Below are 23,143 nucleotides of genomic sequence, written 5' to 3'. Positions count from 1 at the left end.
TGCTGGCAATCCTGCGTCCTACCACAGGACGATTTAGGGTCACCGCACCGTCCTTCAGTAGTAGTGAACCAAACTTGTGATCCCGTGCTTGTGACTTCCCGACAAGTCCACATAAACTGTGCTTCTCACCCCGTCAGCACCGCTAGCGCGAGAGCGTTAGAATAAGCATCAACGTCGAAAGAATTATTCCCAGGCATTTAAGGAAGGCATATGAGCGAAATCACGAATCCCTTGCGAGACCTTGAAAATGACGTCGAACCGCGGTTTTTGACCGGTTTGACCTACGATGATGTGCTGTTGTTGCCAGAGGTCACTGATGTGATTCCCGCCGAAGTGGATACCTCCACGCGCTTTTCCAAAGAAATCAAACTTCATATCCCGCTGATTTCTGCCGCTATGGACACCGTCACTGAATCACGGATGGCAATCGCTATGGCGCGCCAGGGGGGCATCGGGATTTTGCACCGTAATCTCTCTATCGAGAGCCAAGCCCAGCAGGTGCGTCAAGTGAAACGCTCCGAGTCGGGCATGGTGACTGACCCTGTCACCATCGGACCTAATGCCACTATTGAACAGCTGGACGAACTGTGCGCTAAATATCGGGTGTCGGGCTTGCCGGTCGTGACTGATGACTATGAGCTGCTGGGTATCATCACCAATCGTGACTTGCGTTTCGTGCCTACTGCCCAGTGGGGCACTAAGACAGTCCGGGACTGCATGACCCCGATGCCGTTGATTACCGGACGCACCGGCATCTCTCGCGAAGAAGCGATGAAACTGTTGGCAGAAAATCGTATTGAGAAACTGCCTCTGATTGATGAAAACGGCAAGTTGACCGGTCTGATTACGGTCAAAGACTTCGTAAAGACGGAGCAATTCCCCCATGCGACTAAGGATTCTCAAGGTCGTTTGGTGGTGGGCGCCGCTATCGGCTATTGGGGCGATGCGTGGGAACGTGCTGAAGCCTTGGCGGAGGCAGGCGTGGATGCCCTGATTGTGGATACCGCTAATGGCGGGGCAAAGCTGGCTTTAGAGATGATTTCGCGAATCAAGACCGACTCTGGTTTCTCCGGGGTGCAAGTAGTGGGCGGTAACGTCGCCACCAGGGAGGGGGCACAAGCCCTGATTGATGCGGGCGTCGACGGCGTGAAGGTCGGTGTTGGTCCGGGGTCAATCTGTACCACTCGTGTGGTAGCGGGGGTGGGCGTGCCTCAGATTACTGCCATCATGATGGCTGCAGAAGCGTGTGCCCGTGCGGATGTACCGCTTATCGCCGACGGTGGTTTGCAGTACTCCGGCGATATTGCTAAAGCCCTAGTTGCTGGTGCTCATACGGTAATGCTGGGTTCCCTGTTGGCAGGCTGTGAGGAATCCCCAGGTGAACTGGTGTTTATGAACGGAAAGCAGTGGAAACACTATCGCGGGATGGGTTCGCTGGGCGCCATGAGCTCGCGGGGACGCAAGTCCTATTCAAAGGACCGGTATTTCCAGGCTGATGTGACCAGCGATGACAAGATTGTTCCCGAAGGCATCGAAGGGCAGGTTCCCTATCAAGGCACTCTCGGTTCGGTGATTTATCAGCTGGTCGGAGGGCTGCACCAATCTATGTTCTATACCGGGGCGCATACCATTGACGAGCTGCGTCACCAGGGGCGTTTCGTGCGCATCACTCAGGCAGGCTTAAAGGAATCTCATCCTCACGATGTTGAAGTCACTGTGGAAGCCCCGAACTATCAGCGTCACTGAGACCAAAGATTTTCGCCTGCAGGGTGTGTGAGAGACTTTGGTTATGAATGAAGTGAACCAGCTGAATACTCCCTGGCTTAATCAGGAGGTCTTGGGCTTTGACACGGAGACGACGGGTGTCTTTACGTCGCGTGACCGTATCGCCACGGTGTCGCTGATACGCAGGATAAACGGTACGGATTCGCCACGTTATTGGATTATCAATCCCGGCGTTCCGATGCCTCCTGCTGCTGGTCGGGTTAACGGTCTGACTGATGAATACTTGCAAGCTCACGGGGTTGACCCGCGGGTTGGTCTCGAGGAAGTCACTGGTATCATCGCGGAAACAATGCGCCGGGGAGTGCCCGTAGTGGGTTTCAACGTTACCTTTGATTTCGCGATTCTGGAGGCGGAGTTGGCGCGTCATAATTTGCCAACTTTGCGACAGCGCCTGGAAGGATCAGTTGGACCAATCGTTGATCCGCTAGTTTTAGACCGAATTCTGGATCGTTATCGCAAGGGGAAACGTAATTTGGCATCCGTCTGCACCGCCTACGATTTGCCACTGCGTGAGGACTTCCATAATGCACAAGCCGATGTCTCTGCGACTCTGGATTTGCTCGGTGCCATGTCTGAGAGATTTCCGGAGTTACTGGAAATGGGTCCGGGGGAGATGATGCAGTTCCAGGCGGAGGGGCATAGTCAATGGGCGCGGAGTTTTAATGAGTTTATGTCGGCGCGGAAGCCGGATTTCCGCCCGGTGTCACTGCACTGGCCGCAGTTTTAGCGTTGTCGGTCGCTACGTCAGATTAATAGTAAGGGAGAATAAAACAGTGGAATCGGTCGAAAGCTCTGTGCCATCGACCTCGCGCCCAGTGGTCAACTTCGTGGCTATGGGCAAGGGACGTTTTTTTGATATTTTCATGACTTTGTTTGTCGCACTGCTGCTAATTTCTAATATCTCCGCCACCAAACTCATCGGTGGACCCCTGGGGTTGATTTTTGATGGGGGAGCTGTCATGTTCCCCTTCACCTACATCTTGGGAGATATTCTTTCGGAGGTTTATGGATTCCGCGGGGCGCGTCGAGCGGTGCTGACTGGATTCGGGATTTCTATCTTGGCTTCTGGACTGTTTTTCCTGGTCGCTAAAGCACCGCCCGCCAGTGGAGACTTCATTACTCCCGCTTTTTCTCAAGTTTTTGGGTTTGTTCCACGTATCGTGGCAGCTTCCCTGGTGGGGTATGTACTGGGGCAATTGCTAAATGCTCTGGTCTTGGTACGGATCAAAGGTCACACGGGGGAGCGTTTTCTCTGGGTTCGTATGATTGCCTCTACCTTGGTCGGTGAATTGGTAGACACTGTAGCATTTTGCACCATCGCTTTTGCCGGTTTGATTTCAGGTCCAGAATTCCTCAACTATGTGCTGACTGGCTACGTGTACAAATGTGCTTTGGAGATTGTCATGTCGCCAATTAGTATTCAGGTCATCGGATTAGTGAAACGGGGCGAAAAAAATTATGTACCGATTGATACAGAAACTCTCGCAGAGCGCCCTCTGGTGACAAATAATTGACCAATCAGTACAGAAACTGTTTCGACTAAATGTTTCTAACCTGGGATGATGTTTAAATGAGTGAAAACTTTGAGGTTGTGGCTCGTCTGGGGCAATTGGGGCGAGCCGGGGTTATCCACACTCCCCACGGCGATATTCCCACCCCAGCTTTTGTACCTGTTGGTACAAAAGCGACTGTGAAAGCGTTGATTCCAGAGATGATTCGCGAGCTTGGTGCGTCGGCAGTGCTGGCAAACGCCTACCATCTGTATTTGCAGCCGGGACCGGAATTAGTCGATGAAGCCGGGGGGCTGGCAGCTTTTATGCATTGGGATGGTCCCACATTCACTGATTCGGGAGGATTTCAAGTCCTCAGCCTGGGGGCGGGATACAAGAAGGTCCTCAGTCAAGAATTCGCCGCCTCATCTCGAGAGCGTACGGCTTCGCGCGAACACGGCAACCATGAGCGCTCCGGAGACAAACGCAAACTTTTGGAGCAGTCGGAAGAATCCGCCGAGCTAGCTCCTCCCGATAAACGCCAGGCACATCCCGGTCTGGCGCGAGTCGATGATGACGGTGTGAATTTTCGTTCGCACCTGGATGGAACCAAACATCGGTTCACGCCTGAAATTTCTATGCAGATTCAGCACCACCTAGGTGCCGATATTATTTTCGCTTTCGATGAACTCACATCCCTGTTGCATTCCTACGACTACCAGGTGATTTCCCTGGAACGCACGCGGCGATGGGCGGAACGCTGCCTTGCAGAACACGAGCGGCTCACCCTGGAACGTGCCAGCAAGCCTTATCAGATGCTTTTCGGAGTAATTCAAGGAGCTCAATGGGAGGATTTACGCCGGAAAGCCGCGCATGACCTCGGGAAGATGGAAATTTCAGGTCGCCACTTTGACGGGTTTGGTATCGGAGGTGCCCTGGAAAAGGAAAATCTCGGCTTGATTTGTTCCTGGGTGTGCCAGGAGCTGCCCGAAGACCGTCCGCGCCACCTTTTGGGGATTTCAGAACCAGAAGATTTCTTTGCCGGCATCGAAAACGGAGCCGACACTTTCGACTGCGTATCTCCGTCTCGCGTGGCGCGTACCGGAGCAGCGTATCTGCCCACAGGCAGGACTAATATGGCGCGAGCCGCTTTTCGCGAGGACTTCAGCCCGCTCCAAGAGGGGTGTGGCTGCTACACCTGCACAAACTACACGCGCGCCTATCTGCATCACCTGCTGAAAGCCAAGGAAATGCTGGCTTCTACCCTGCTGACCATTCACAACGAGTATTACACCGTTCACTTGGTAGATAGCATCCGTCAGGCTATTATCGCCGGTGAGGATGCGTATCAGGACTTTAAACACCGGACTCTAAGCCAGTTGGGGCGGGCATGATTACCGCGATAGAGTGCCGGGACCTGACTCTCGGACCTGCCAGCCGCTCCAGCTGGGGTGCATTTTGGTAGGCTAAATCTATGAATGAAGAAGTTCAGATTGGACGTGGCAAGCGGGGGCGTCGAGCCTATTCTTTTGATGAAATCGCGGTGGTGCCCTCGCGCCGTACCAGAGATCCTCGTGACGTGTCTCTAGCCTGGCAATTTGACGCTTATTACATGCAGGTTCCGGTCATGGGCGCGCCGATGGATTCGGTGATGAGCCCTCAAAATGCTATCGCCTTGGGGAAAATGGGCGGAGTCGGAGTCATGGACCTGGAGGGACTGTGGACTCGATATGATGACCCCCTACCCTTGTACGAAGAGCTGGCAGAGCTTGACGAAGTCGGAGCCAAAGCCACCGCCAAGTTGCAGGAAATCTACACTGAGCCGGTTAAACCGGAGCTGATGCGTGCCAGGTTAGAGGAAATCAAAGTTGCTGATGTCATTGTGGCAGGGGCTATGAGTCCGGCAGGCACCCAAAAATTATGGGAGCAAGTGGCAGATTCAGCATTGGATTTGTTTGTGGTGCGCGGTTCTACCGTATCCGCTGATCATGTGTCCTCCCAGATAGAGCCGCTAAACCTGAAGCAATTTGTGCATCAGGTAGACATTCCAATCATAGTGGGAGGCGTCGCTACCTATACTGGAGCGCTGCACCTGATGCGCACCGGAGCTGCCGGGGTGCTGGTGGGATTTGGGGGAGGAGCCGCATCTACGACCCGTCGTACCATGGGGATACATGTGCCGATGGCGACGGCCGTAGCGGATGTGGCAGCGGCGCGCCGGGATTTCTTGGATGAATCCGGTGGCAGATATGTGCATGTTATCGCCGATGGTGGCATTGGTTTTGCGGGAGACGTGGTAAAAGCCATCGCTTGCGGAGCGGATGCCGTAATGCTGGGAAGCGCTCTGGCTAGGGCTTCTGAGGCGCCCGGTCACGGCTGGCATTGGGGTAGTGAGGCACATCACTCCACATTGCCACGCGGTTCTCGGGTCAAAGTCGGCACCGTCGGCACTCTGGAACAGGTTATGTTCGGTCCTGCTGATAATGCCGAAGGAACCCTCAATATGATGGGTGCCCTGCGTCGGACCATGGCAACGACGGGTTATACCGACGTCAAAGAACTCCAACGAGTCGAAGTGGTTACCAGCTATTGAACGCCCCCCATGTAGTTCCGAAAAAACCGGGTAAAGTCCAGTTTGCCGCGTTGCAAACTGCCGATGGACGCCGCGCTAATCGTGGAATCTTGGGACTGTTTTGGCTCATGACCCTCGGCATGATTACGGTGGTCGTCGCAGCAGGAGACATTCTCGACAATTACCTCCACCCCGAGTGGTCGTCTGCACCAGCCCTTTCGTGGGCGCTGGCAATTGCGGGGATTGCCCTGGTCTTTGGGGCGAATTTTTCGCTCTCACGGTGCGCGGCCCGCTCTCAAATACGTGAAGAAAATTACGTGCGACGCGTTCTGCTGCGCGAAGCATTCCGCTCTGGACCCGCGCGGATGAACCAGGACAGCACCGGGAAAATCGTGGCGTTGGCAACCGAGTCAGCGGAAAAGTTTACCCGGTATCGTCAAGGATTCCTGCCTGAGGTACAAGGTTCCTTTAGCGCGCCAGTGTTGATAGTGGTGGCAATGGGGTTTTTGGTCCATCCCTTTCTGGCGCTCGCACTGGCCCTGTGCCTGCCGTTAGCAGTAGGGACGGTCTGGCTTTTTCGAAAGCTCTTTCGGCGTTCTTCGGCGAAATCCGCGCGGGCGCGGGCGGCATTAGCGGCAAACTACCTGGAAGTATTGCAGGGACTGACGACTCTGCAGCTGCTGGGGGCGGCAGGTCGCATGGGCGATGAGCTGGAGACAGTGGGCGAAGATAATCGACGTGCGACTATGGGTCTGCTGCGGTCCAATCAAGTCATTATTTTTGTCCTGGATACGGTGTTTTCACTGTTTGTCATCACGTCTGTAGCTGCCTTGTCAATGTACTTGGTGTCCCTGGGGGAGCTGTCTCTGGGTAAATCCGTTACCGCGCTGGGATTGGCAATGCTGCTGCTGGAACCGATTGACCACTTCGGGGCGTTTTTCTATGTAGCGATGAGCGGGCGGGCAGCCGGTCGCGCCATTTCAGGATTCCTCAACTCACACGCTAACCAATCGGCTGCTCACTGTGGGAACGTCAGCACGGCGCGTCCCAGCGATGCGGGAATCCCAGATGATGAGCTTGTGGCGGAGAAGACTGAGATTCCCGCGGTTTATCTGGAAAATGTCAAGGTGCGATACGGGAGCCGCGAAGTCTTGCAAGGAGTCAACCTCAGCGTGTCTCAGGGTGAGCGCGTGGCGATTGTGGGCGATTCCGGACAGGGAAAAACCACCCTCTTGAATGTAATGAAAGGGTTCTTGACCCCGAGTGAGGGGAGGGTGATGATCTCCGGGACAGACACCGACTTAGCGCAGTGCTCGGCTTTGGTCAGCCAAAGCACCTGGCTATTTACCGGAACCGTGAGGGAAAACCTCCAGATGTCAGCCCCGGAGGCTTCTGATACCGAGTTATGGGATGCTCTGCGGTTAGCTCATCTTGACGACGAAATTAAACAGATGCCCCTGGGGCTGGATACTCCTCTGGGTGAGAACGGAGTGGGGCTATCGAGCGGACAAAAACAGCGTCTCAGCTTGGCGCGAGCCATCGGGAGTGGTCGAAAAATTTTGTTGCTGGATGAAGCGACTTCTCAAGTTGATTTGAATTCTGAGAGGAAAATTTTGGATGCCCTCAATGCCTTGGGACGAAACTACACGCTTATCATGGTGTCGCACCGCGGAGCACTGACTGCGTTGGCAGACCGCGTTTTGCAGGTCGAGCACGGAGAGCTGGTGGTTCGGTGAAACCTGTGGAACACGCTTCTGGCTCAACAAACACGGCACCTGCTCTCTCATGCCAGAGCGATAGCACACCCTCCTCCGCAGGCGGTTCCGCAGAAGCTGCGGTGGGGGTGCGGTCAGTCATCCGCTGGTTGCTGTCCTCAACTCGCTCCGTGCTGGGTCCCCTCGCGGGGTCCGCCATGGCTAGGTTAGTCGATCAAATTCTGGGTATCGTGCTCTTTGCCGTACCTGCAGTGCTGCTGGTTAACCTGGTGAAGAGTTATCTGGATTGCGGTTGCATCCACAGTTCCTTTGCTAACGTGGGTGGGTTAGTGACGATAATGACTGGAACCGCGCTTTTGAAAGGTTTGGCACGCTATCTGGAACAATACTGGGGGCACCTGGTTGCGTTTAAAGCCTTGGAACTCTTGCGGGCTCAGGCGTATCGAGCCATTTTCCCCCAAGCTCCCGCTATCGTGACCGATAATCACAGCGGGGACCTCTTGTCGCGTCTCACGAAAGATATAGATCGTATAGAGGTTTTCTTTGCGCACACGTTTGCTCCAGCGCTGACCGCTTTCCTGATTCCCAGCATTGTTACCGTGGCGACTTTTGCGGTAGCACCTTGGCAAATAGGTGTAACTGTGGTAGGAATTCTCATAGTGGGACTATTGATACCCTGGTTCGGTATATATTCTGGGCATTTGGCAGCACGCAAAAAACTTGCTGCTCGTGGACGCGTTGCTGTCGATGTTACCGACTCGTTGGGAGGCTTGGCGGAAGTCGTCGGATACGGCTTGTGCAGTGCCCGTCTGACCGGCAGTGACAAGTTGGGTGAAGCGCTGGTCCAAGCTAGTCTGCAAGAAGCTAGCAAGTCCGCTTTTCGAGGGGCTTTCCTCTCGGCGTGGAGAATGGCTGCCGTGCTAATTCTGCTGGCGGTGGGCGCGCCACTCTATCAGGCGGAGGCGCTGGGAATGGCAGCCTGGATAGCAATCATTTTTGCCGTTTTGCGTTGCTGGGATGGGTTTAACGCGGTGGTGGATTTCGGTACCGAACTGAATACCTCCCTCGCCGCAGCACGGCGCGTCTACCAGCTGACTCATGCCGGGCTGGAACTTTGCGAGGGGACGGAAGACGTGCCGCAAACCACCCCTGTAGCAGTGGAATTTAGCAATGTTAGCTTCCGCTATCCCGAATCCACCCACACGATTTCGCAGACTAACCCGACGCCGGGGACGATTGCACAGGTGAGCCTAAAACTAGCACCCAGTTCGTGGACCGCCCTGGTGGGGGCAACGGGCAGTGGCAAGTCGACCCTGGCTCGCCTGCTGTTGCGGTTTTATGATCCCGATACGGGAACGGTCCGCTTAGACGGGCGCAGTTTGCGAGATTATCGACTGGCGTCCCTGCGCGACGCTGTATCTTTAGTCAACGCCGAATCAACAATTTTCGATATGACTATTGCCGAAAACTTGCGTTTGTCCCGTCCGCAAGCCAGTGACCAGCAGCTCTGGTGGGCTTTGGCGATGGCAGGGTTGGATGAGGAAGTGAAAGCGATGTCGGGAGGACTGCAGCATCGAGTGGCTTCGCAGGGAACCGACCTCAGTGGGGGGCAGCGGCAGCGGCTTTCTCTGGCTCGTGCCCTGCTGCGTCAATCTCAGGTCCTTATCTTGGACGAGCACACTGCGCATTTGCCGCCGTCTCTAGCTTCGGGCATCAATGATAATCTGCGCGCTATGGTGCCGCGTCCCACCGTTTTAGAGATTACGCACAACCTGGATCAAATCGCCCAAGCTGATTGGGTGGCAGTGCTCGATTTAGGGCACATCGTGGAACAGGGGAAACCGGAGGACCTGCTGGCAAATCCAGAATCGGCGTTGCGTCATCTGCGGGGTTGATGGATATTGGAGTGGCGCGCTAGTTTTTGCCGTACCAGTTTCGGCAGCCGTGATACCACGTTAAGGTAAGATTCTTCGACCAGTTCTTTCAACAGTTCTGGGTTGACTTCCGCGCCGGGATATACGCTGATCCAGCGGTCTTTGTTCATGTGCCAGCCGGGGGTGATTTCCGCGTAGCGCTGGGTTAGCGCCAGGCCGTCCTCTGGCAATACGGCCAAGTTCACGACCGGAGTGTCGTGGACCTCCACCATCACCACGAACCACTTCCCGCAAACTTTTACAGCCTCCCACTGCGGGGAATACACCCACGGCTCAGCGCCGGGCAGCTCCAGCGCCACTGCACGAGCCTGATCCCACAATTCCTCGGCTTTCATACGTCCCCCTGGTAGATGCTAGTTGGGCTTCAATCTGAAGTGCCCAGATGTTTTTCTGGCAGGATGTTCACTCTAAACTGTAGCGTTTTCACAGGTTTTATGGGTCTTTGGTCGGTGAGTGAATTGTTCCAGAGGTGCAACCGGGCGTGGCTACGTGCCAGTTCGTGCAGTAATATCTATTGACAAACGATATATAAGTATCGATAATCGATATATGAAGTTTTCTCAAATTTACGTAATTCTGTCACAAATTGCCTTGATTGCAGCTCTTCCAGGGGTGTTGTTGCTCCAGTTGTTTTGCGCATATGCGGCATGGGAAACAGGAGAGGAGTTCCCCGAGGTTCGACACCTAGTTGTACCCTACGCGCTGGCAGCCGTTGCGGCGCTCATTTGCGTGCAGGTACTGATTGTGGCGTTGATTATGCTGGTAAGGGCAGTTAGCAAGGGAGCTTTTTTTAGTGCTAAAACCATGAAATGGATCAATTTAGCGCGTCTCATGGTTGCTATCGGTCCCGGTATCGTCGCGCTAACCGGTGGGCATATGAGCATTTTTGCACCGGCAACCAGACCGGAGCCGCCACTTTTATTCCTCGGCGGAATAGTTTTGGGAGTGGGGCTGTTCTCCCTGGTCAGCCTGGCTAAGAGTATTTTTCAAGCCGCGCTGGACGATGCCGCAGAATTAGCGGAGGTCATCTAAGTGATTACGGTAAATCTGTCGGTGTTGCTGGCCCAGCGGGGTATGTCGGTTCAGGACTTTGCACAGGCTGTAGACATCACCGCGGCGAATATTTCGATATTGAAAAATGGTCACGCCAAGGCAATCCGCTTTTCCACCTTGGATAAAATCTGCCAAGTTTTGGAGTGCCAGCCGGGAGACATTTTGAGCTACACCCCACAGGGAGATAATCCGTCCTAACCGTTGGTCTTTCTGAAACTCAGGCAAAAGGTCACCTTGTTTGAGTCCAGAGAAAAAACTGGATAGAGTGGAATCCGCGTTGAACCGGTCCGGGGTCATTGAGTCCGGGTATCGCCGGGGAGCTTCGGAAAGAACGGTCGCGTGCCGAGTACGCGACTCACTAGACTCCGACGGGTAGGCCCGTCACAGCTGTCTTGAGCGGCTCACTTGGTCGCCTGCATAGTTTGACCGCACCGGATAGGTCGGCGCCCAGACTACGACAGCACCACGTGCGCAAGCGAGGTGGTACCGCGTCCACCGACAAAGTGTCGGAGGCGTCCTCGTGAATGAACGATTCGCGATAAGGACGAAGATGAGCGAGAAAAAACGCGGGTTTTACCCCAAACACCGGGATACTTCCCTAGACGCCAGCCCGAATTTTCCCATACAAGAAACCGAAACCCTGGCTTTTTGGGCTGAGGACCATACGTTCCAGGCTTCAGTAGAGTCCCGTGAAGCCGGGCAGGACGGCAGTAACGAGTTCGTATTTTATGATGGACCGCCCTTCGCTAATGGCTTGCCACACTACGGACACCTCTTGACTGGCTATGTGAAAGACATCGTGGGGCGTTACCAGACTATGCGGGGTCACCGCGTGGAGCGTCGCTTCGGATGGGACACGCACGGACTGCCTGCCGAACTGGAGGCGGAACGCATTCTGGGCATCGAGGACAAGGAACAAATCGAAGGTCCGGGCGGGATGGGCATTGAAGCCTTCAACCAGGCATGTCGCGATTCCGTGCTGAAATATACCAAAGAGTGGGAAGAGTACGTGACGCGTCAAGCGCGCTGGGTCGACTTTGGAAACGACTACAAGACCCTCGACCCCACCTTTATGGAGTCGGTCATTTGGGCGTTCAAGACCCTGTACGACAAGGGTCTCATCTATGAAGGCTTTAAAGTGCTGCCTTATTGCTGGCACGACGGTACGCCCCTGTCGAACCACGAACTTAAGATGGACGACGACATCTATCAAAACCGCACCGACCAGACCGTTACAGTGGGGCTGCGCCTGCGCGATACAGACGAGATGGTGCTGATTTGGACCACGACACCGTGGACGCTGCCCAGTAACTTGGCGGTTGCCGTCGGGGAGGACATCGACTATGTGCGGGTCACGCCGACTCAAGGGGATCTGCAGGGACAAACTGTAATCCTCGCCCAGGCTCGCTTGGGAGCCTACGAAAAGGAACTTGGGGAAAACCCGCAGGTATCCGCGCCTTTTAAAGGCTCCGAATTGATTGGCAAGGCGTACTATCCCATTTTTGATTACTTTGAAGACGCCAAAGCTGCCGCTATCGCTGATGGCACGGCAGACCAGCCGGGACACGTGGGACCCGGTTCAAATGCCTGGACCATCATCGGCGCCGACTTTGTGTCTACCGAGGACGGTACCGGGTTGGTGCACCTCGCCCCAGCCTTTGGCGAGGACGACATGAACGTTTGTGCCTCGAATCAAATCGGGGTGGTCATGCCGGTAGACGGTGATGGTGTCCTCACCGCGGAAGTCACAGATTATGCGGGAAAGAACGTTTTTGAGGCAAACCGCTACATTATCGCGGATCTACGTGACCAAACCGGACCGGTAGCGACTCGTGACGCGCGGCAGCGTCCCTACCTGGTGAAAGCCGCCTCTTACGAGCACTCCTATCCGCACTGCTGGCGCTGCCGCAAACCACTAATCTATAAAGCCGTATCGTCGTGGTTCGTGCGAGTTACGGAGTTTCGTGACCGGATGGTGGAATTGAACCAGCAAATCACTTGGACACCGGAACATACCAAGAATGGTATCTTTGGTAACTGGCTGGCAGGAGCGCGAGACTGGTCAATTTCACGCAACCGTTTCTGGGGGTCCCCGATTCCAGTATGGAAATCAGATAATCCTGCCTATCCGCGAATTGACGTTTATGGCTCTTTTGAAGAGCTGGAACGTGATTTTGGAGTCAAAATCGAGAACCTCCACCGCCCGTTCATTGATGAGCTGACTCGTCCTAATCCTGATGATCCCAGCGGAAAATCCATGATGCGCCGCGTCCCGGAGGTGCTGGACTGCTGGTTTGAATCTGGCTCCATGCCTTACGCTCAGGTTCACTATCCATTTGAAAATCGGGATTGGTTTGAAACGCATTACCCCGGTGATTTCATCGTGGAATACATCGGTCAAACCCGTGGCTGGTTCTATACCTTGCACGTCCTGGCTACCGCGCTGTTTGATCGACCGGCGTTCTTAAACTGCATCTCCCACGGTATCGTCCTGGGTGATGACGGGCGCAAGATGAGTAAATCTCTGCGCAACTACCCGGATGTTAACGAAGTCTTTGACAAGTATGGTGCCGATGCGATGCGCTGGTTCCTGATGAGTTCCCCGGTGGTCAGCGGAGGCAACCTGATTGTGACCGATAAGGGCATCCGTGACACGGTGCGGCAAACGATTTTGCCGGTGTGGAATGCTTATTACTTCTTTACTCTCTATGCCGGCACCTGTCAGAAGGGCGCTGGCTACGAGGCAAAGCTCGTGGACGTGTTCGATGCGGCGCGTGTGAACGCGCTGCCGATGATGGACCGCTACCTGCTGTCCGCTGCCCGGCAGCTATTCCATGATTTGCGCACGGAGTTGGATAATTTCCACATCCCGGAGGCCTGCGAACACGTACGCCAATTCACCGAAGTATTGAATAACTGGTATATTCGCATTTCCCGCCAGCGTTTTTGGGATGAAGACCCAGCCGCATTTGACGTGCTCTATACCGTGTTAGAAGCTCTGATGCGGGCGATGGCTCCGCTGTTACCTTTGATAGCTGAAGAAATCTGGCGAGGGTTGACCGGAGAGCGCTCGGTGCATCTGACCGATTACCCGAATTGGGATGACGCTGTGCACGATGCCTCACTCGTAGACTCCATGAACGAGGTCCGTGATGTCGTTTCCGCTGCTCATGCTCTGCGTAAGGGAGCTAACCTGCGGGTACGTTTGCCGCTGAACCGGCTTCAAGTGGTCGCCGCAAATCCGGAAACGCTGCGTGACTACACATCGCTCATTGCCTCCGAGGTAAACGTGAAGTCTGTGGAGGTACTCAGCGTCGCCGAGTCCGGATTGCAGTCGACACAAGAACTGACTCTCAACCCCAAGGCTTTTGCGCCTGAGGTACGCAAACTGACTTCTGCGCTGTTCCAGGCGCAAAAGTCCGGTCAGTGGCACTTGGATGGTGACACGGTAGCGTTTGACAAGGTGGAACTCGACGGGCAGCCGGTGCATCTCACTGGTGAACAGTTCGGGTTAGTGACGAAGGTTGCTGCCGAGCCAGGTACCGTTGCCGATGTTCTGGACAGTGGTACGTTCGTGGTGCTGGATACGGAAGTGACCGAGGAACTGGAGTCAGAAGGCTATGCGCGCGACGCGATTCGTGCGGTGCAGGATGCTCGCAAGAACGCGAGGCTGGACGTGGCTGACCGGATTGACCTGAAACTGGGAGTACCGGCAGAAAAAGTTGCGTGGGTTAAGACTCACGAGGCGCTCATCGCTGGCGAGACTCTCGCTTGTAGCGTGGAAATCAAACCCAGCACGGGTGCGGAATTTGAAATCAACGTAAGCAAGCACGCTTAGGGATTTCTTTGCAAAATTTCATAGCGGAGGGCGGTAATCTGCTTGATTATCGCCCTTCGACTTATTTACGATGCATTTTCCCGTGGCATTTTGTCTCTCAGGTTACTTTGTGTAGCGCGGCAACAAGACTGAAATAATACTGAGACGGGTACGGGGACAGGCGCTACCGACAGCGAGCGATTCACGGCTATTTTCGGTTGTATTCCAAAATGTCTTGAAGTCAATTGTTTGTAAAAAGCACTGATAATCTGATAGAAATGAAAAGTAAGAGGAGCCTCATCTAGGTGGATACCAGGTCACAGTAATTCTGGTAATCTTCCTAAAATCCCGAGAGAAAGAGGCGAAAACACGCGAAAGTGGCAGAGAAATGCGCAAACTTTTTATACTGTATGGTCCGCAGGGAGCCGGTAAGACTACGTTTGTGCAGGAAAATAAGTTAGACGAATTTTCCGTCAATGCTGATGAAGTGCGTCGCATGTTTTCCCGTTATGTCCCCGCTCTCGATGGAGAAAAGGTATTAATCGCCGGCGAGCATTTGCAGCGTTTGACTCGTCGCATCGTGCAGGAACAAGCCGATAATTTGATGTTCCTAGGCTCTCCGGTCATTATTGATGCGGTCAATGCTTCCCCGCGCTCACGTTCCCAATGGGAAGCACTAGCGGATTCGCACGGTTACGACGTTTTGGCGGTGGACTTTACTCAAGTCAGCCGTGAGGAATTGTTATCCCGTAATCTCAAACGCGGGGGAGACCGAATTCCCGATATTGAGTCATTCTTGGATCGTTTCGATTCCGTTCCGCCACCGCAGACCATTACCCCGGCACAGATGCTGGATTGTTTCAAAACTTGCCAGGTAGACCTGGGCAATCGACCGGTACGCGTAGTCGGTGATGTGCAGTCTTGTGGTGGAGCCTTGGAACATGCCGTGGCAGAACTTGGTGCCCCAGATGCCAAATGGGTTTTCGTGGGCGACCTGTTTGATCGCGGTCCCGATGCCGGAAAAGTGTGGAAAATCCTGCGCTCTGTAGACAATGTAGTGGTTACCGGAAACCACGAGAAATCCCTTTTGAACGCACTGAAAGGACGAGGAACGAAGAGCGCCACAGAAGAATCTGTGAAACAGTTGCTGTCAGCTGGCGCGACACATCAGAAACTCGAAGATTGGTATCGTTCCACTGTGCCGTTCTATGACTTCCGCGTGGGAGGGACAGTCGCTAAACCACTCAGATCCGATGAGCCGGGAACGCAATCCGGATTTGAAAAACGCCAGGGGGCGCGTGAATACTTTGTATCCCACGGTGGGGTATATCCCGAAACTATTCGGGAAATTCGCCGTCAGGGCTACTGCGATTTACCCGATGATTACTTTATCTTTGGAGTCGGAACCCGAGCCAACACCTATCGGCGGCGCTACGAGTTTAAGAATTTCCCCGAAATGGGGGACCCTGAAATCGTCCAACTGCACGGGCACCGCAACGAAAGCCGGGAAAACTTTGTAAACCCAGGGGTAATTGACCTCGAATCTGGCGTGGAAAAGGACGGTTGGCTCTCGGTTTACGCCATTGACGGTATCACTGGTGAGGGGCAGATTCACAAGTATCGGGAGCCGCGGGACTGATTACCGCAACGTGCTGGTGATATATCATCCAGAGGTCATAGAAACGTTTATTTCGCACCGTTCACGCGGTCAGGATGGGAACCGGTGCGACCCGACTCGCCTCGATTCAAACTGTCGAGGGTTGCTCGCGCGGGCGCATCGAGTTCAAACTCCAACACCGCGAAGTTCTCTCGCATCCTCTCAGCGTGATTCGACTTCGGGATAACCACATCCCCACGTTCTATAGCCCAGCGCAGCACCACTTGCGCAGGAGTCCGTCCCAAGCGTTTGGCAGTTTCGAGCAATGCTGGCGTGTCAAAGAATCGTCCCCGTGCCAGGGGAGACCAAGCCTCAATAACTCCTCCATTTGCTTTGGTGAAATCACGCACTGCGTTATTGGCAAACCACGGATGCGCTTCGACCTGGTTGACCTGCGGAAAAATCCCTGTCTCGTTCAGCAGTCGCTGCAAATGTGAGACCTCGAAATTGGACACCCCCACATGACGAGCTCGACCCTCTGCCACGAACTCCTGCAACACTCGCCACAAACCGGGATAATCCCCACCGTAAGCCTCGGGCATCGGCCAGTGAATCAAGAACAAATCCACGTAATCAGTTTGTAAACGCTGCAATGACTCCGTGAAAGCCCGGCGGGCAATATCCGGCTCGTGATTGGGATTGTTCAGTTTAGTGGTTAAGAAAACCTGACTGCGCGGAATTCCCGATGCCTGAAGCGCAGCGCCAACTTCCGATTCATTGCCATACATTTGGGCGGTATCAATGTGTCGGTACCCTACTTCTAGCGCATTTTCTACGATTTCTTGAGCATTTTCGGGAGCTATTTTATAGGTGCCAAAACCAAGTTGAGGAATTCTCGCAACGGGCTTGCTTGACCCTTCGTCATCTCCACCGAGAGGAAGTAACGGGACCCCAAAACTGTCCACCATGACTTGTGACGGCATCATTTCCCTCCATTCTGGCAGTCATCCCACCCGAGGTTACTCCGAAATCTCGATTATTCTACAGATTTCACTTTATATATCATCAGCCCGCCGATGAGGAACATCACGGTCATAGCGCCAAACAAAACCGTGTAACCCATGGAATAGCTGGCGATGAGGACAATCACCGGCACTCCGAAGATGGGGGACAGTACCTGTGGGAAGGTCGCGGACATGTTAAAGACACCAAGGTCACGACCGGAATCATCGGTAGGCGGCAGGACTCGGGTGGTAATTGCAAAGCTCACCGCAATGAAAATACCGTGACCAATCCCAATAAACACCGCAGCGAAAATTGTCCAGGTCCAAGTTTGTAAGAACGCGAGAATCAGGCTACCAATGCCCATGATGACCGAAGAAATGAAGATGAGCCGGCGGTATTTCATCAAGTAGTCCGCAACGAAACCAATGATGAAAGACGTAATCATGGTCAGCACCGCGTAAATCGTGGACAAAATCAGGACACCCGTGGCTGGATTTGGGTAATGCAGCACATCTTCAAGGTAATACAGCAGGTAAAGCGCTATGGTCATGAAAGCGGTGAACATAAAGAGACGAGACAGCCAAGTCCAGATGAAATCCGGGTATTTGTGCGGAGGAATCCAGAAGCGCCGGAAAAATTGTGTGACGGTGATGGGGTCTCGACGGGCGCCGAGGAAACGGTCATTAGATTTCAACAGGTAGGGAGCCACACAGACGGTCAGTAACAAAGCGAGAATGACGTACGCCACCACGATTCCCTGGTAGCCATCGACCAGGCTCGTGCATAAGGTAGCTAAACCTACTCCCAGCAAAGCGCCTAAATTCTGACCGGCGCCCAACCAGCCACCCATTTCGCCACGGTACTCAACCCTGACCGAATCGTTCGGAATGGCGTTGATTGCGATGAACGACGCGTTTAACGCGCCCTGAACCAAAACCCAAGATCCTGCCAAAGCCCAAGGAGACCAAGACAGAGTCAGCCCCATCATCGCGAAAATTCCAAATAATACTCCGCCTAGGACCCAAGGTGCCCGGCGTCCGTATTTTGAATAAGTCCGGTCAGACAAAGCTCCAAAAATGGGGGTCGCGAACATTGCCATAAATGCGCCGCAACCGGTGACCACGGAAAGCACCATCTCTTTGTAATCGCGCGTTATCATCGAGGCCTGCATGCCGATGAGAAGCTGAATGGGAGCAAATAAACAAGCATAAATGCCGACTTGGGTCAGCAGAAGGGCAAATTTCCATTTGGTAACAGGGAACTCTAGGGGAGCAATTGTCTCCGTCTTGGCGTGAAAGATGCCGGGTGTCCAAGAACGTGGCCACCTGCGTGGTCCTCTCGTTGCAGGAGTTAGCTCCGGGTTATTCACCTCTTTAACATAACGCAAAACTTTAGATAACAGGAATAATTGGGATAATTTTGGGTTAATTTTGTAAAGAATTTAAGCTTTGTGGGTGCAACCCTGAGACAGCAAGGTGTGGGGTAATGTAAACGATAGTCAGAGCGCGAATACAGTTTCCGTGATATTGCCGACGAAAGCCGACATGAGGGGCGGTGCACAAGTCCCGTGGGGCGGGAAAACCGTGGTGGTAAGCCTCGGACCGGTCTTGTGTTCAGGAGGTGGCGTCAAAACAGCGTCAGCAGGTATCCGTCAATCAGGGCTATGGCAAGGAACATGATAAAAGCCTTAATGAAAGCGTAGAGGTGCTTTCGAGGATTTTGATAGAGATCAGGTTGTGGTACCTTGGAGAGCCGAATTCGAGGGGTGTGCCGCCACCAGAGCAGATCAATCACAATGAGGTCGAAAACGTTCAAGGTTTGTCCGAGGAACAACATTGAGAGAAAATTGTGTGTAAAGCTGCCCTGGCGGATAAATATCCCGAAAAAGAATAGTATGACCAGAAAGAGAAGGAAATTCGTTATAAAGGTTACGATTTGTCCCTTTGTCTTGAATTGGTTTTGGTATTCCGGGATAGCGCGAATTCTGATCTGTGCCTCATCAGGATAAGAACTGTAATTCTTTAAGTTTTTGGCGTCAGTTCCGGTTCCTAAAAAGCAGAGCATAAAAAATACCGCACATAATACGACTGCTTCTGTAAACAACATACGTATTAATCCCATTAATTGCTAACTTTGCCTTGTGACGGTTTGATGTCTAGCTGTTAGGAGAAAACTTATTTAAGTGTGTCATTTCGTGAAAGCAATGCCAAGCGCCTTACGTATATTGCAAGCACCTCGAGTACATCTGCATTCTATTGAGTAACAGGGTGCACTGTGGATTAAATAGTCGCATCATAGAACGCGGATTAGCTTGTCATCTCAGCATCCAACTTGCAGTAGTTATCAATGGTCTGTTTTTGTAACTGGTGTTGGTGTTAGATATAAAAACGCCCTAAGCATATTACTTCACAACAGCTTTTCCATTAAGGCAATGTACGACATAGTGAGCACATTCGTCTGATTTATAACCAAGATTGGCTTTATTTTTATCAGAAATTTCAGTAATGCCATTCTTGCAGGCTACTTCCAGACCGGCGTCTTTGGCAATTAATCCTTCTAAAACGCTCGCGCCATTGATTGTCTCAACCGTGCATACGTTGGCTACTTCTACATTTTTAGCCACCGCAGAACCATTAAGGCATTTTAGAAAGATATCGTTAACTTCAACATTTCTTGCTTCTACCTTGCCATTTTGTACCTCTGCATAAATCTTGTCAGTCTTGATATCTGTTATTATGGCTTGATTTGATTCAGCTTCAATCTCGCAGATATCGATATTTTCTGGCAATGTAACGATGACTTCAGGACTGCCTTTAGTTAGCCACTGTAACCAGTAAAAAGGTGATATTTTTTCTATTTGAATAAGTCTTATACCGTATTGATCTTCTTCGATTTTAAAGTTGCCTTTTTCGCAGTTAACATAACTAATATTGAATGAATCAGCTCTCTTCACAGTTAGTCTAACATCTCTCGTCACTGCTACGAACTTCCTGCTATTCGCCATTTTATTGCCTCCCTTGTGAGCGAGTCTCACGCTTTAGAAATCATTCTAGCATAAAACTGATTTTTCAACATCAAAATTAGTCTGAACCGGATTCGTGCACCTCACGGAGGGGTAGCGTGGACCGACCCATCTAGTCAGCCCTTGACATCAAAACGACACACTCAACATGTGAAGTATGTGGGAACATGTCTACCAGCTTGGCTGCCCTAATTTGGTAGGAACGCATCCGCCGCAGGTCCTCCACCAGCGTCCCGGGGAAACAGGAGGAATAGATGAGGTGCGGGATGCCGGAGCGTTCCAGCCAGGACGATAAATCAGGTCCCAGACCTCGCCGCGGCGGGTTCACCACTACCAAATCTGGTGGCATCAGTGTTTGGTTAACTGCCCACTTAGTTGCATCGGCAGTGATGAAATGTGGACGGGGAGCTGCGCTGGGGGTATTGGGAGTGCCGTCATTTTTATTGCTTGGTTCTACCGGAACAGTTGCCGTCGCACTCGCTAGTTCGGTAACGGCATGTTTCGCGCCGTCAATAGCGGGTCCCACGACTTCTACACCAGTCACTTGCGCGACCCCGGCGGAACTCAGGGCAAAGGCAAAACCACCCACTCCGCAATATAAATCCCAAGCGGTTTCCGGTTGGAGTTCCCGCGCCCAAGTGGCAGCTTGTGCATACAGGGCTTGAGAAGCTGCGGTATTTGTTTGAAAGAACGCTCCTGGTGCTAGCCATAAATCCGTGCCAATACCGGGCATGGGTATATATCTCTCCGAAGAGAGGATGATTTCCTCACGACCTTCAATAACCGTGGTATGTTCCGGCTGAATGTTTACCGAAAACACGCGCAGATTAGGCAGCTCCGCTTGGAGTTCGGACCAAGTGTGTTCAACTCGATGCAAGGCAGCTTTGGAACGCAGCACCAGGCGCACCATCAAGTCGCCCGCAGGATTAGCACTGACCAGCACATATTTCACCTCGCCCTTCGCAGTGGGGATATTGTAGGGACGAGCTCCGAGTCGCTGCAGCCAAGCTCTGATGGGCGTGAAAGCGGCGTGAATTGCCGGGGCATACAGTGGACAAGACTGCAAATCTATACCGGTGGGATGTTTCTCGTTGGGAGCCAGTCCCAGGACAATCGACTTTTTAGACCCCGACACCACCATTTTTGCTTTATTACGGAAACCTGTCTCCGGACTGCGGTAGGTTGGTAGCCACTCGAAACGCGACTTTATTGCGGGGGGATGCGCGGGAGTGCGGCGCGAGGTGGGGCGATTGAGAGACGCCAGAACCCGGCGGATGGACCGTTCCTTGTTTCGCACTTGCAGGTCGTAAGGCTCTCTTATGAGGGGACACGAACGGCAGACTCGCGCCTCAAAGTATTCGCAAAACATACCTCCAAGTCTACGGCTAAGTCTGGTGGCTGGCATTATGCTGAAACACATGAGTGAAGAAGTGAAATTGTTGCCGGGACTGAAACTCCGTGAAATTACTTTGCAAGTACCGCTGGATCACCGCAACCCCGCTGCAGGGATGATTGACATCTTTGCGCGAGTCGTCACCGGTCAGGAGGGGGAAAAGCGCCCTTACCTGCTGTTCCTGCAAGGTGGTCCCGGACACGAGGCAGCCCGACCTTCACTGTACCCTTCGCCACAGCCATCTTGGTTGCCGCGCGCTCTCGAGGACTATCAAGTCGTCATGCTTGATCAGCGCGGTACGGGGCGCTCTACCCCGGTTTCGGCAGATTTGGATTTTGGTCCCCTGGCGGGGCTGACCCCATCTGCACAGGCAGAATATCTGACGCACTTGCGTGCTGATGAGATTGTTCGAGATGCCGAAGCCCTGCGTGCTTACCTGGGAGGGGAGCCCTGGACGCTGTTGGGGCAGTCCTTTGGGGGATTTACTTCCGTGCGTTATCTCAGCTCTCATCCGGAAGGTCTGTCTGGAGCTATCCTGACGGGTGGTCTGACAGCGGTGGGTCGCCCCATCGAGGACGTTTACGCGGAAACTTGGCGGATAATGATGGACAAATCCGAAACCTACTATCGCCGATTTCCTGAGGATCGCGACCGGGTGCGACAGATTTATGACCTGGCGCAGGAAGGGAAGGTTGTTACACCAAACGGTGATAAAGTCGGCGCGGATTGGTGGCGTACCGTCGGAATTGTCTTGGGAGCGCAAGGCGGGGGTATGAAGTTGCATGAACTGCTGGAAAATGATCCGTATTCGCCCGCATTTCGTCATGATTTAGCAGATATGCTGCCATTTGGGGGACGCAATCCGCTTTATGCCATCCTGCATGAGTCTTGTTATGCGGACGGAGTAAGCACGCGCTGGGCGGCTAGCCGTACCATGCCACCAGAAGTAAAAGATGATGGGACATTTTTCGCGGGAGAGCACCTACCTCGTGACCTGTTTGAGGAGTCATCTGAGCTGCGACCTTTACGTGAAACTGCTGAGATAATTGCCAATCAGGAATGGGAGCAATTGTATTCCGCTACGCGTCTGGCAAGCGCCGACGTACCAGTCGCGGCGGCAGCGTATTACGAAGATGCTTATGTGCCGTTGCGGTTTTCTGTCGAGACTGCCCGGCTCTTGAAGGATTGCCGGCTGTGGGTCACCAGTGAATACGAGCACAACGGTCTGCGTCAAGACCCGCGGGTATTAGATAGGCTCATCGGACTGCTCAAAGGACAAATCTTGCAATAAACTCAATATACATAAAAACGGATTATTCCTTATCGGCACATTCCGAGCAGATGCCGGTCAGCTCAACTATGTGATTCAATGCGGAAAAGCCCATTTCTTGACCCATCTCGTTGAGCGTTTTCTCTAACCCTTTCAAGTGGAATTCTTCGGTCTTTCCGCAGCTGCGGCACACCAGGTGGTGATGGTGTTCGGAGCTCTCACATTCTCGGTACAGCGTCGTGCCGTCGGTGGACCTTACCGTGTCCAGGATGCCTTCATCAGCCAGTGCTGCGAGATTACGATAAACGGTCGCCAACCCCACAGGATTGTCTTTGAGTTGGAGTTTTGTAAAGACATCAGCGGCAGATTGAAAATCGGTCACTCCTCTGACGGTGGAGAGAACGGCTTCTAGCTGCCGCGTTTTGCGCTGACGGGCGGGGCTTGGGGGTGTCGGTTTATCGTTGCCCATTGATAGTTTCCCTCTCATTTT

At 53.2% G+C, this 23,143-nt stretch carries 19 protein-coding genes; 12 read left to right on the top strand and 7 right to left on the bottom strand.

Going from position 1 to position 23,143, the window contains the following annotated elements; all coding sequences use genetic code 11:
• The first annotated feature begins 210 nt into the window (after window positions 1-210).
• From guaB to HMPREF0574_RS01795, 7 genes are all read left to right on the top strand, one after another.
• Complete coding sequence (guaB, locus tag HMPREF0574_RS01825; protein ID WP_004006968.1) at window positions 211-1,746, top strand: IMP dehydrogenase; 1,536 nt, start codon at window positions 211-213, stop codon at window positions 1,744-1,746.
• Window positions 1,747-1,789: 43 nt separating this feature from the next.
• The gene (locus HMPREF0574_RS01820; RefSeq protein WP_004006967.1) at window positions 1,790-2,512 is read left to right on the top strand and encodes an exonuclease domain-containing protein; all 723 of its coding nucleotides are present in this window, start codon (window positions 1,790-1,792) and stop codon (window positions 2,510-2,512) included.
• Between the two features lie 46 nt (window positions 2,513-2,558).
• The gene (locus HMPREF0574_RS01815; protein WP_004006966.1) at window positions 2,559-3,299 is read left to right on the top strand and encodes a queuosine precursor transporter; all 741 of its coding nucleotides are present in this window, start codon (window positions 2,559-2,561) and stop codon (window positions 3,297-3,299) included.
• A gap of 56 nt (window positions 3,300-3,355) precedes the next feature.
• Entirely contained in the window at window positions 3,356-4,669 is a 1,314-nt protein-coding gene (gene tgt / locus HMPREF0574_RS01810; protein WP_004006965.1) for a tRNA guanosine(34) transglycosylase Tgt, read from the top strand.
• 80 nt (window positions 4,670-4,749) lie between these two features.
• Window positions 4,750-5,868: a GuaB3 family IMP dehydrogenase-related protein gene (locus HMPREF0574_RS01805; RefSeq protein WP_004006964.1), complete on the top strand. Its 1,119-nt coding sequence runs from the start codon at window positions 4,750-4,752 to the stop codon at window positions 5,866-5,868.
• Window positions 5,865-7,583 (top strand): ABC transporter ATP-binding protein/permease, encoded by a 1,719-nt coding sequence (locus tag HMPREF0574_RS01800; RefSeq protein WP_004006963.1) that lies wholly within the window; start codon window positions 5,865-5,867, stop codon window positions 7,581-7,583. Before HMPREF0574_RS01805 ends, HMPREF0574_RS01800 begins: the two co-directional genes overlap by 4 nt.
• Complete coding sequence (locus tag HMPREF0574_RS01795; RefSeq protein ID WP_004006962.1) at window positions 7,580-9,457, top strand: ABC transporter ATP-binding protein; 1,878 nt, start codon at window positions 7,580-7,582, stop codon at window positions 9,455-9,457. Before HMPREF0574_RS01800 ends, HMPREF0574_RS01795 begins: the two co-directional genes overlap by 4 nt.
• Here the strand turns inward: HMPREF0574_RS01795 and HMPREF0574_RS01790 are convergent.
• Complete coding sequence (locus HMPREF0574_RS01790; RefSeq protein ID WP_004006961.1) at window positions 9,442-9,831, bottom strand: MmcQ/YjbR family DNA-binding protein; 390 nt, start codon at window positions 9,829-9,831, stop codon at window positions 9,442-9,444. The two genes, HMPREF0574_RS01795 and HMPREF0574_RS01790, sit on opposite strands and share 16 nt — an antisense overlap.
• Window positions 9,832-10,045: 214 nt before the next feature.
• Here HMPREF0574_RS01790 and HMPREF0574_RS01785 point away from each other — a divergent pair, with 214 nt between their 5' ends.
• From HMPREF0574_RS01785 to HMPREF0574_RS01770, 4 genes are all read left to right on the top strand, one after another.
• Window positions 10,046-10,528, top strand: a complete 483-nt coding sequence (locus tag HMPREF0574_RS01785) for a DUF2975 domain-containing protein (RefSeq protein ID WP_004006960.1) — start codon at window positions 10,046-10,048, stop codon at window positions 10,526-10,528.
• Window positions 10,529-10,747, top strand: coding sequence for a helix-turn-helix domain-containing protein (locus tag HMPREF0574_RS01780; protein ID WP_004006959.1), 219 nt, complete (start codon window positions 10,529-10,531; stop codon window positions 10,745-10,747).
• Between the two features lie 352 nt (window positions 10,748-11,099).
• Window positions 11,100-14,387, top strand: a complete 3,288-nt coding sequence (ileS, locus tag HMPREF0574_RS01775) for an isoleucine--tRNA ligase (RefSeq protein WP_036324831.1) — start codon at window positions 11,100-11,102, stop codon at window positions 14,385-14,387.
• A gap of 304 nt (window positions 14,388-14,691) precedes the next feature.
• Complete coding sequence (locus tag HMPREF0574_RS01770) at window positions 14,692-16,005, top strand: AAA family ATPase (RefSeq protein WP_394339651.1); 1,314 nt, start codon at window positions 14,692-14,694, stop codon at window positions 16,003-16,005.
• Window positions 16,006-16,052: 47 nt separating this feature from the next.
• On the opposite strand, the gene HMPREF0574_RS01765 is transcribed toward HMPREF0574_RS01770, so the two are convergent.
• The 5 genes from HMPREF0574_RS01765 to rlmC form a co-directional block, all read right to left on the bottom strand.
• Window positions 16,053-16,949 carry an aldo/keto reductase gene (locus HMPREF0574_RS01765; RefSeq protein ID WP_004006956.1) on the bottom strand — a complete coding sequence of 299 codons (897 nt, stop codon included), beginning with the start codon at window positions 16,947-16,949 and terminating at the stop codon, window positions 16,053-16,055.
• A 50-nt stretch (window positions 16,950-16,999) separates the two neighbouring features.
• Window positions 17,000-18,337 (bottom strand): MFS transporter, encoded by a 1,338-nt coding sequence (locus HMPREF0574_RS01760; protein WP_050748343.1) that lies wholly within the window; start codon window positions 18,335-18,337, stop codon window positions 17,000-17,002.
• A 257-nt stretch (window positions 18,338-18,594) separates the two neighbouring features.
• Window positions 18,595-19,074, bottom strand: a complete 480-nt coding sequence (locus HMPREF0574_RS01755) for a hypothetical protein (protein WP_004006954.1) — start codon at window positions 19,072-19,074, stop codon at window positions 18,595-18,597.
• A gap of 295 nt (window positions 19,075-19,369) precedes the next feature.
• On the bottom strand, window positions 19,370-19,921 hold the full coding sequence (locus HMPREF0574_RS01750; RefSeq protein WP_236585863.1) for a hypothetical protein: 552 nt from the start codon (window positions 19,919-19,921) through the stop codon (window positions 19,370-19,372).
• 181 nt (window positions 19,922-20,102) lie between these two features.
• Window positions 20,103-21,359, bottom strand: a complete 1,257-nt coding sequence (gene rlmC / locus HMPREF0574_RS01745; protein ID WP_236585864.1) for a 23S rRNA (uracil(747)-C(5))-methyltransferase RlmC — start codon at window positions 21,357-21,359, stop codon at window positions 20,103-20,105.
• A gap of 37 nt (window positions 21,360-21,396) precedes the next feature.
• Between rlmC and HMPREF0574_RS01740 the strand changes: the two genes are divergently transcribed.
• On the top strand, window positions 21,397-22,674 hold the full coding sequence (locus HMPREF0574_RS01740) for an alpha/beta fold hydrolase (RefSeq protein ID WP_004006951.1): 1,278 nt from the start codon (window positions 21,397-21,399) through the stop codon (window positions 22,672-22,674).
• Window positions 22,675-22,696: 22 nt separating this feature from the next.
• Here HMPREF0574_RS01740 and HMPREF0574_RS01735 read toward each other — a convergent pair whose 3' ends face one another.
• Window positions 22,697-23,122, bottom strand: a complete 426-nt coding sequence (locus tag HMPREF0574_RS01735) for a Fur family transcriptional regulator (protein ID WP_004006950.1) — start codon at window positions 23,120-23,122, stop codon at window positions 22,697-22,699.
• Between the last annotated feature and the right edge of the window lie 21 nt (window positions 23,123-23,143).

The sequence above is a fragment of the Mobiluncus curtisii subsp. curtisii ATCC 35241 genome (genome assembly GCF_000146285.1).
GTDB lineage: Bacteria > Actinomycetota > Actinomycetes > Actinomycetales > Actinomycetaceae > Mobiluncus > Mobiluncus curtisii.
Note: the sequence above shows the minus strand (reverse complement) of the source record. Positions and strands in the feature narration are given on the sequence as shown.

What these genes read in the sequence shown, in the direction of transcription:
- HMPREF0574_RS01740 (WP_004006951.1), top strand. Translation starts at nt 21,397, where the DNA reads ATGCTGAAACACATGAGTGAAGAAGTGAAATTGTTGCCGGGACTGAAA.
- ileS (WP_036324831.1), top strand. Translation starts at nt 11,100, where the DNA reads ATGAGCGAGAAAAAACGCGGGTTTTACCCCAAACACCGGGATACTTCC.
- HMPREF0574_RS01785 (WP_004006960.1), top strand. Translation starts at nt 10,046, where the DNA reads ATGAAGTTTTCTCAAATTTACGTAATTCTGTCACAAATTGCCTTGATT.
- guaB (WP_004006968.1), top strand. Translation starts at nt 211, where the DNA reads ATGAGCGAAATCACGAATCCCTTGCGAGACCTTGAAAATGACGTCGAA.
- HMPREF0574_RS01735 (WP_004006950.1), bottom strand. Translation starts at nt 23,122, where the DNA reads ATGGGCAACGATAAACCGACACCCCCAAGCCCCGCCCGTCAGCGCAAA.
- HMPREF0574_RS01805 (WP_004006964.1), top strand. Translation starts at nt 4,750, where the DNA reads ATGAATGAAGAAGTTCAGATTGGACGTGGCAAGCGGGGGCGTCGAGCC.
- HMPREF0574_RS01765 (WP_004006956.1), bottom strand. Translation starts at nt 16,949, where the DNA reads ATGATGCCGTCACAAGTCATGGTGGACAGTTTTGGGGTCCCGTTACTT.
- HMPREF0574_RS01755 (WP_004006954.1), bottom strand. Translation starts at nt 19,074, where the DNA reads ATGTTGTTTACAGAAGCAGTCGTATTATGTGCGGTATTTTTTATGCTC.
- HMPREF0574_RS01790 (WP_004006961.1), bottom strand. Translation starts at nt 9,831, where the DNA reads ATGAAAGCCGAGGAATTGTGGGATCAGGCTCGTGCAGTGGCGCTGGAG.
- rlmC (WP_236585864.1), bottom strand. Translation starts at nt 21,359, where the DNA reads ATGTTTTGCGAATACTTTGAGGCGCGAGTCTGCCGTTCGTGTCCCCTC.
- tgt (WP_004006965.1), top strand. Translation starts at nt 3,356, where the DNA reads ATGAGTGAAAACTTTGAGGTTGTGGCTCGTCTGGGGCAATTGGGGCGA.
- HMPREF0574_RS01820 (WP_004006967.1), top strand. Translation starts at nt 1,790, where the DNA reads ATGAATGAAGTGAACCAGCTGAATACTCCCTGGCTTAATCAGGAGGTC.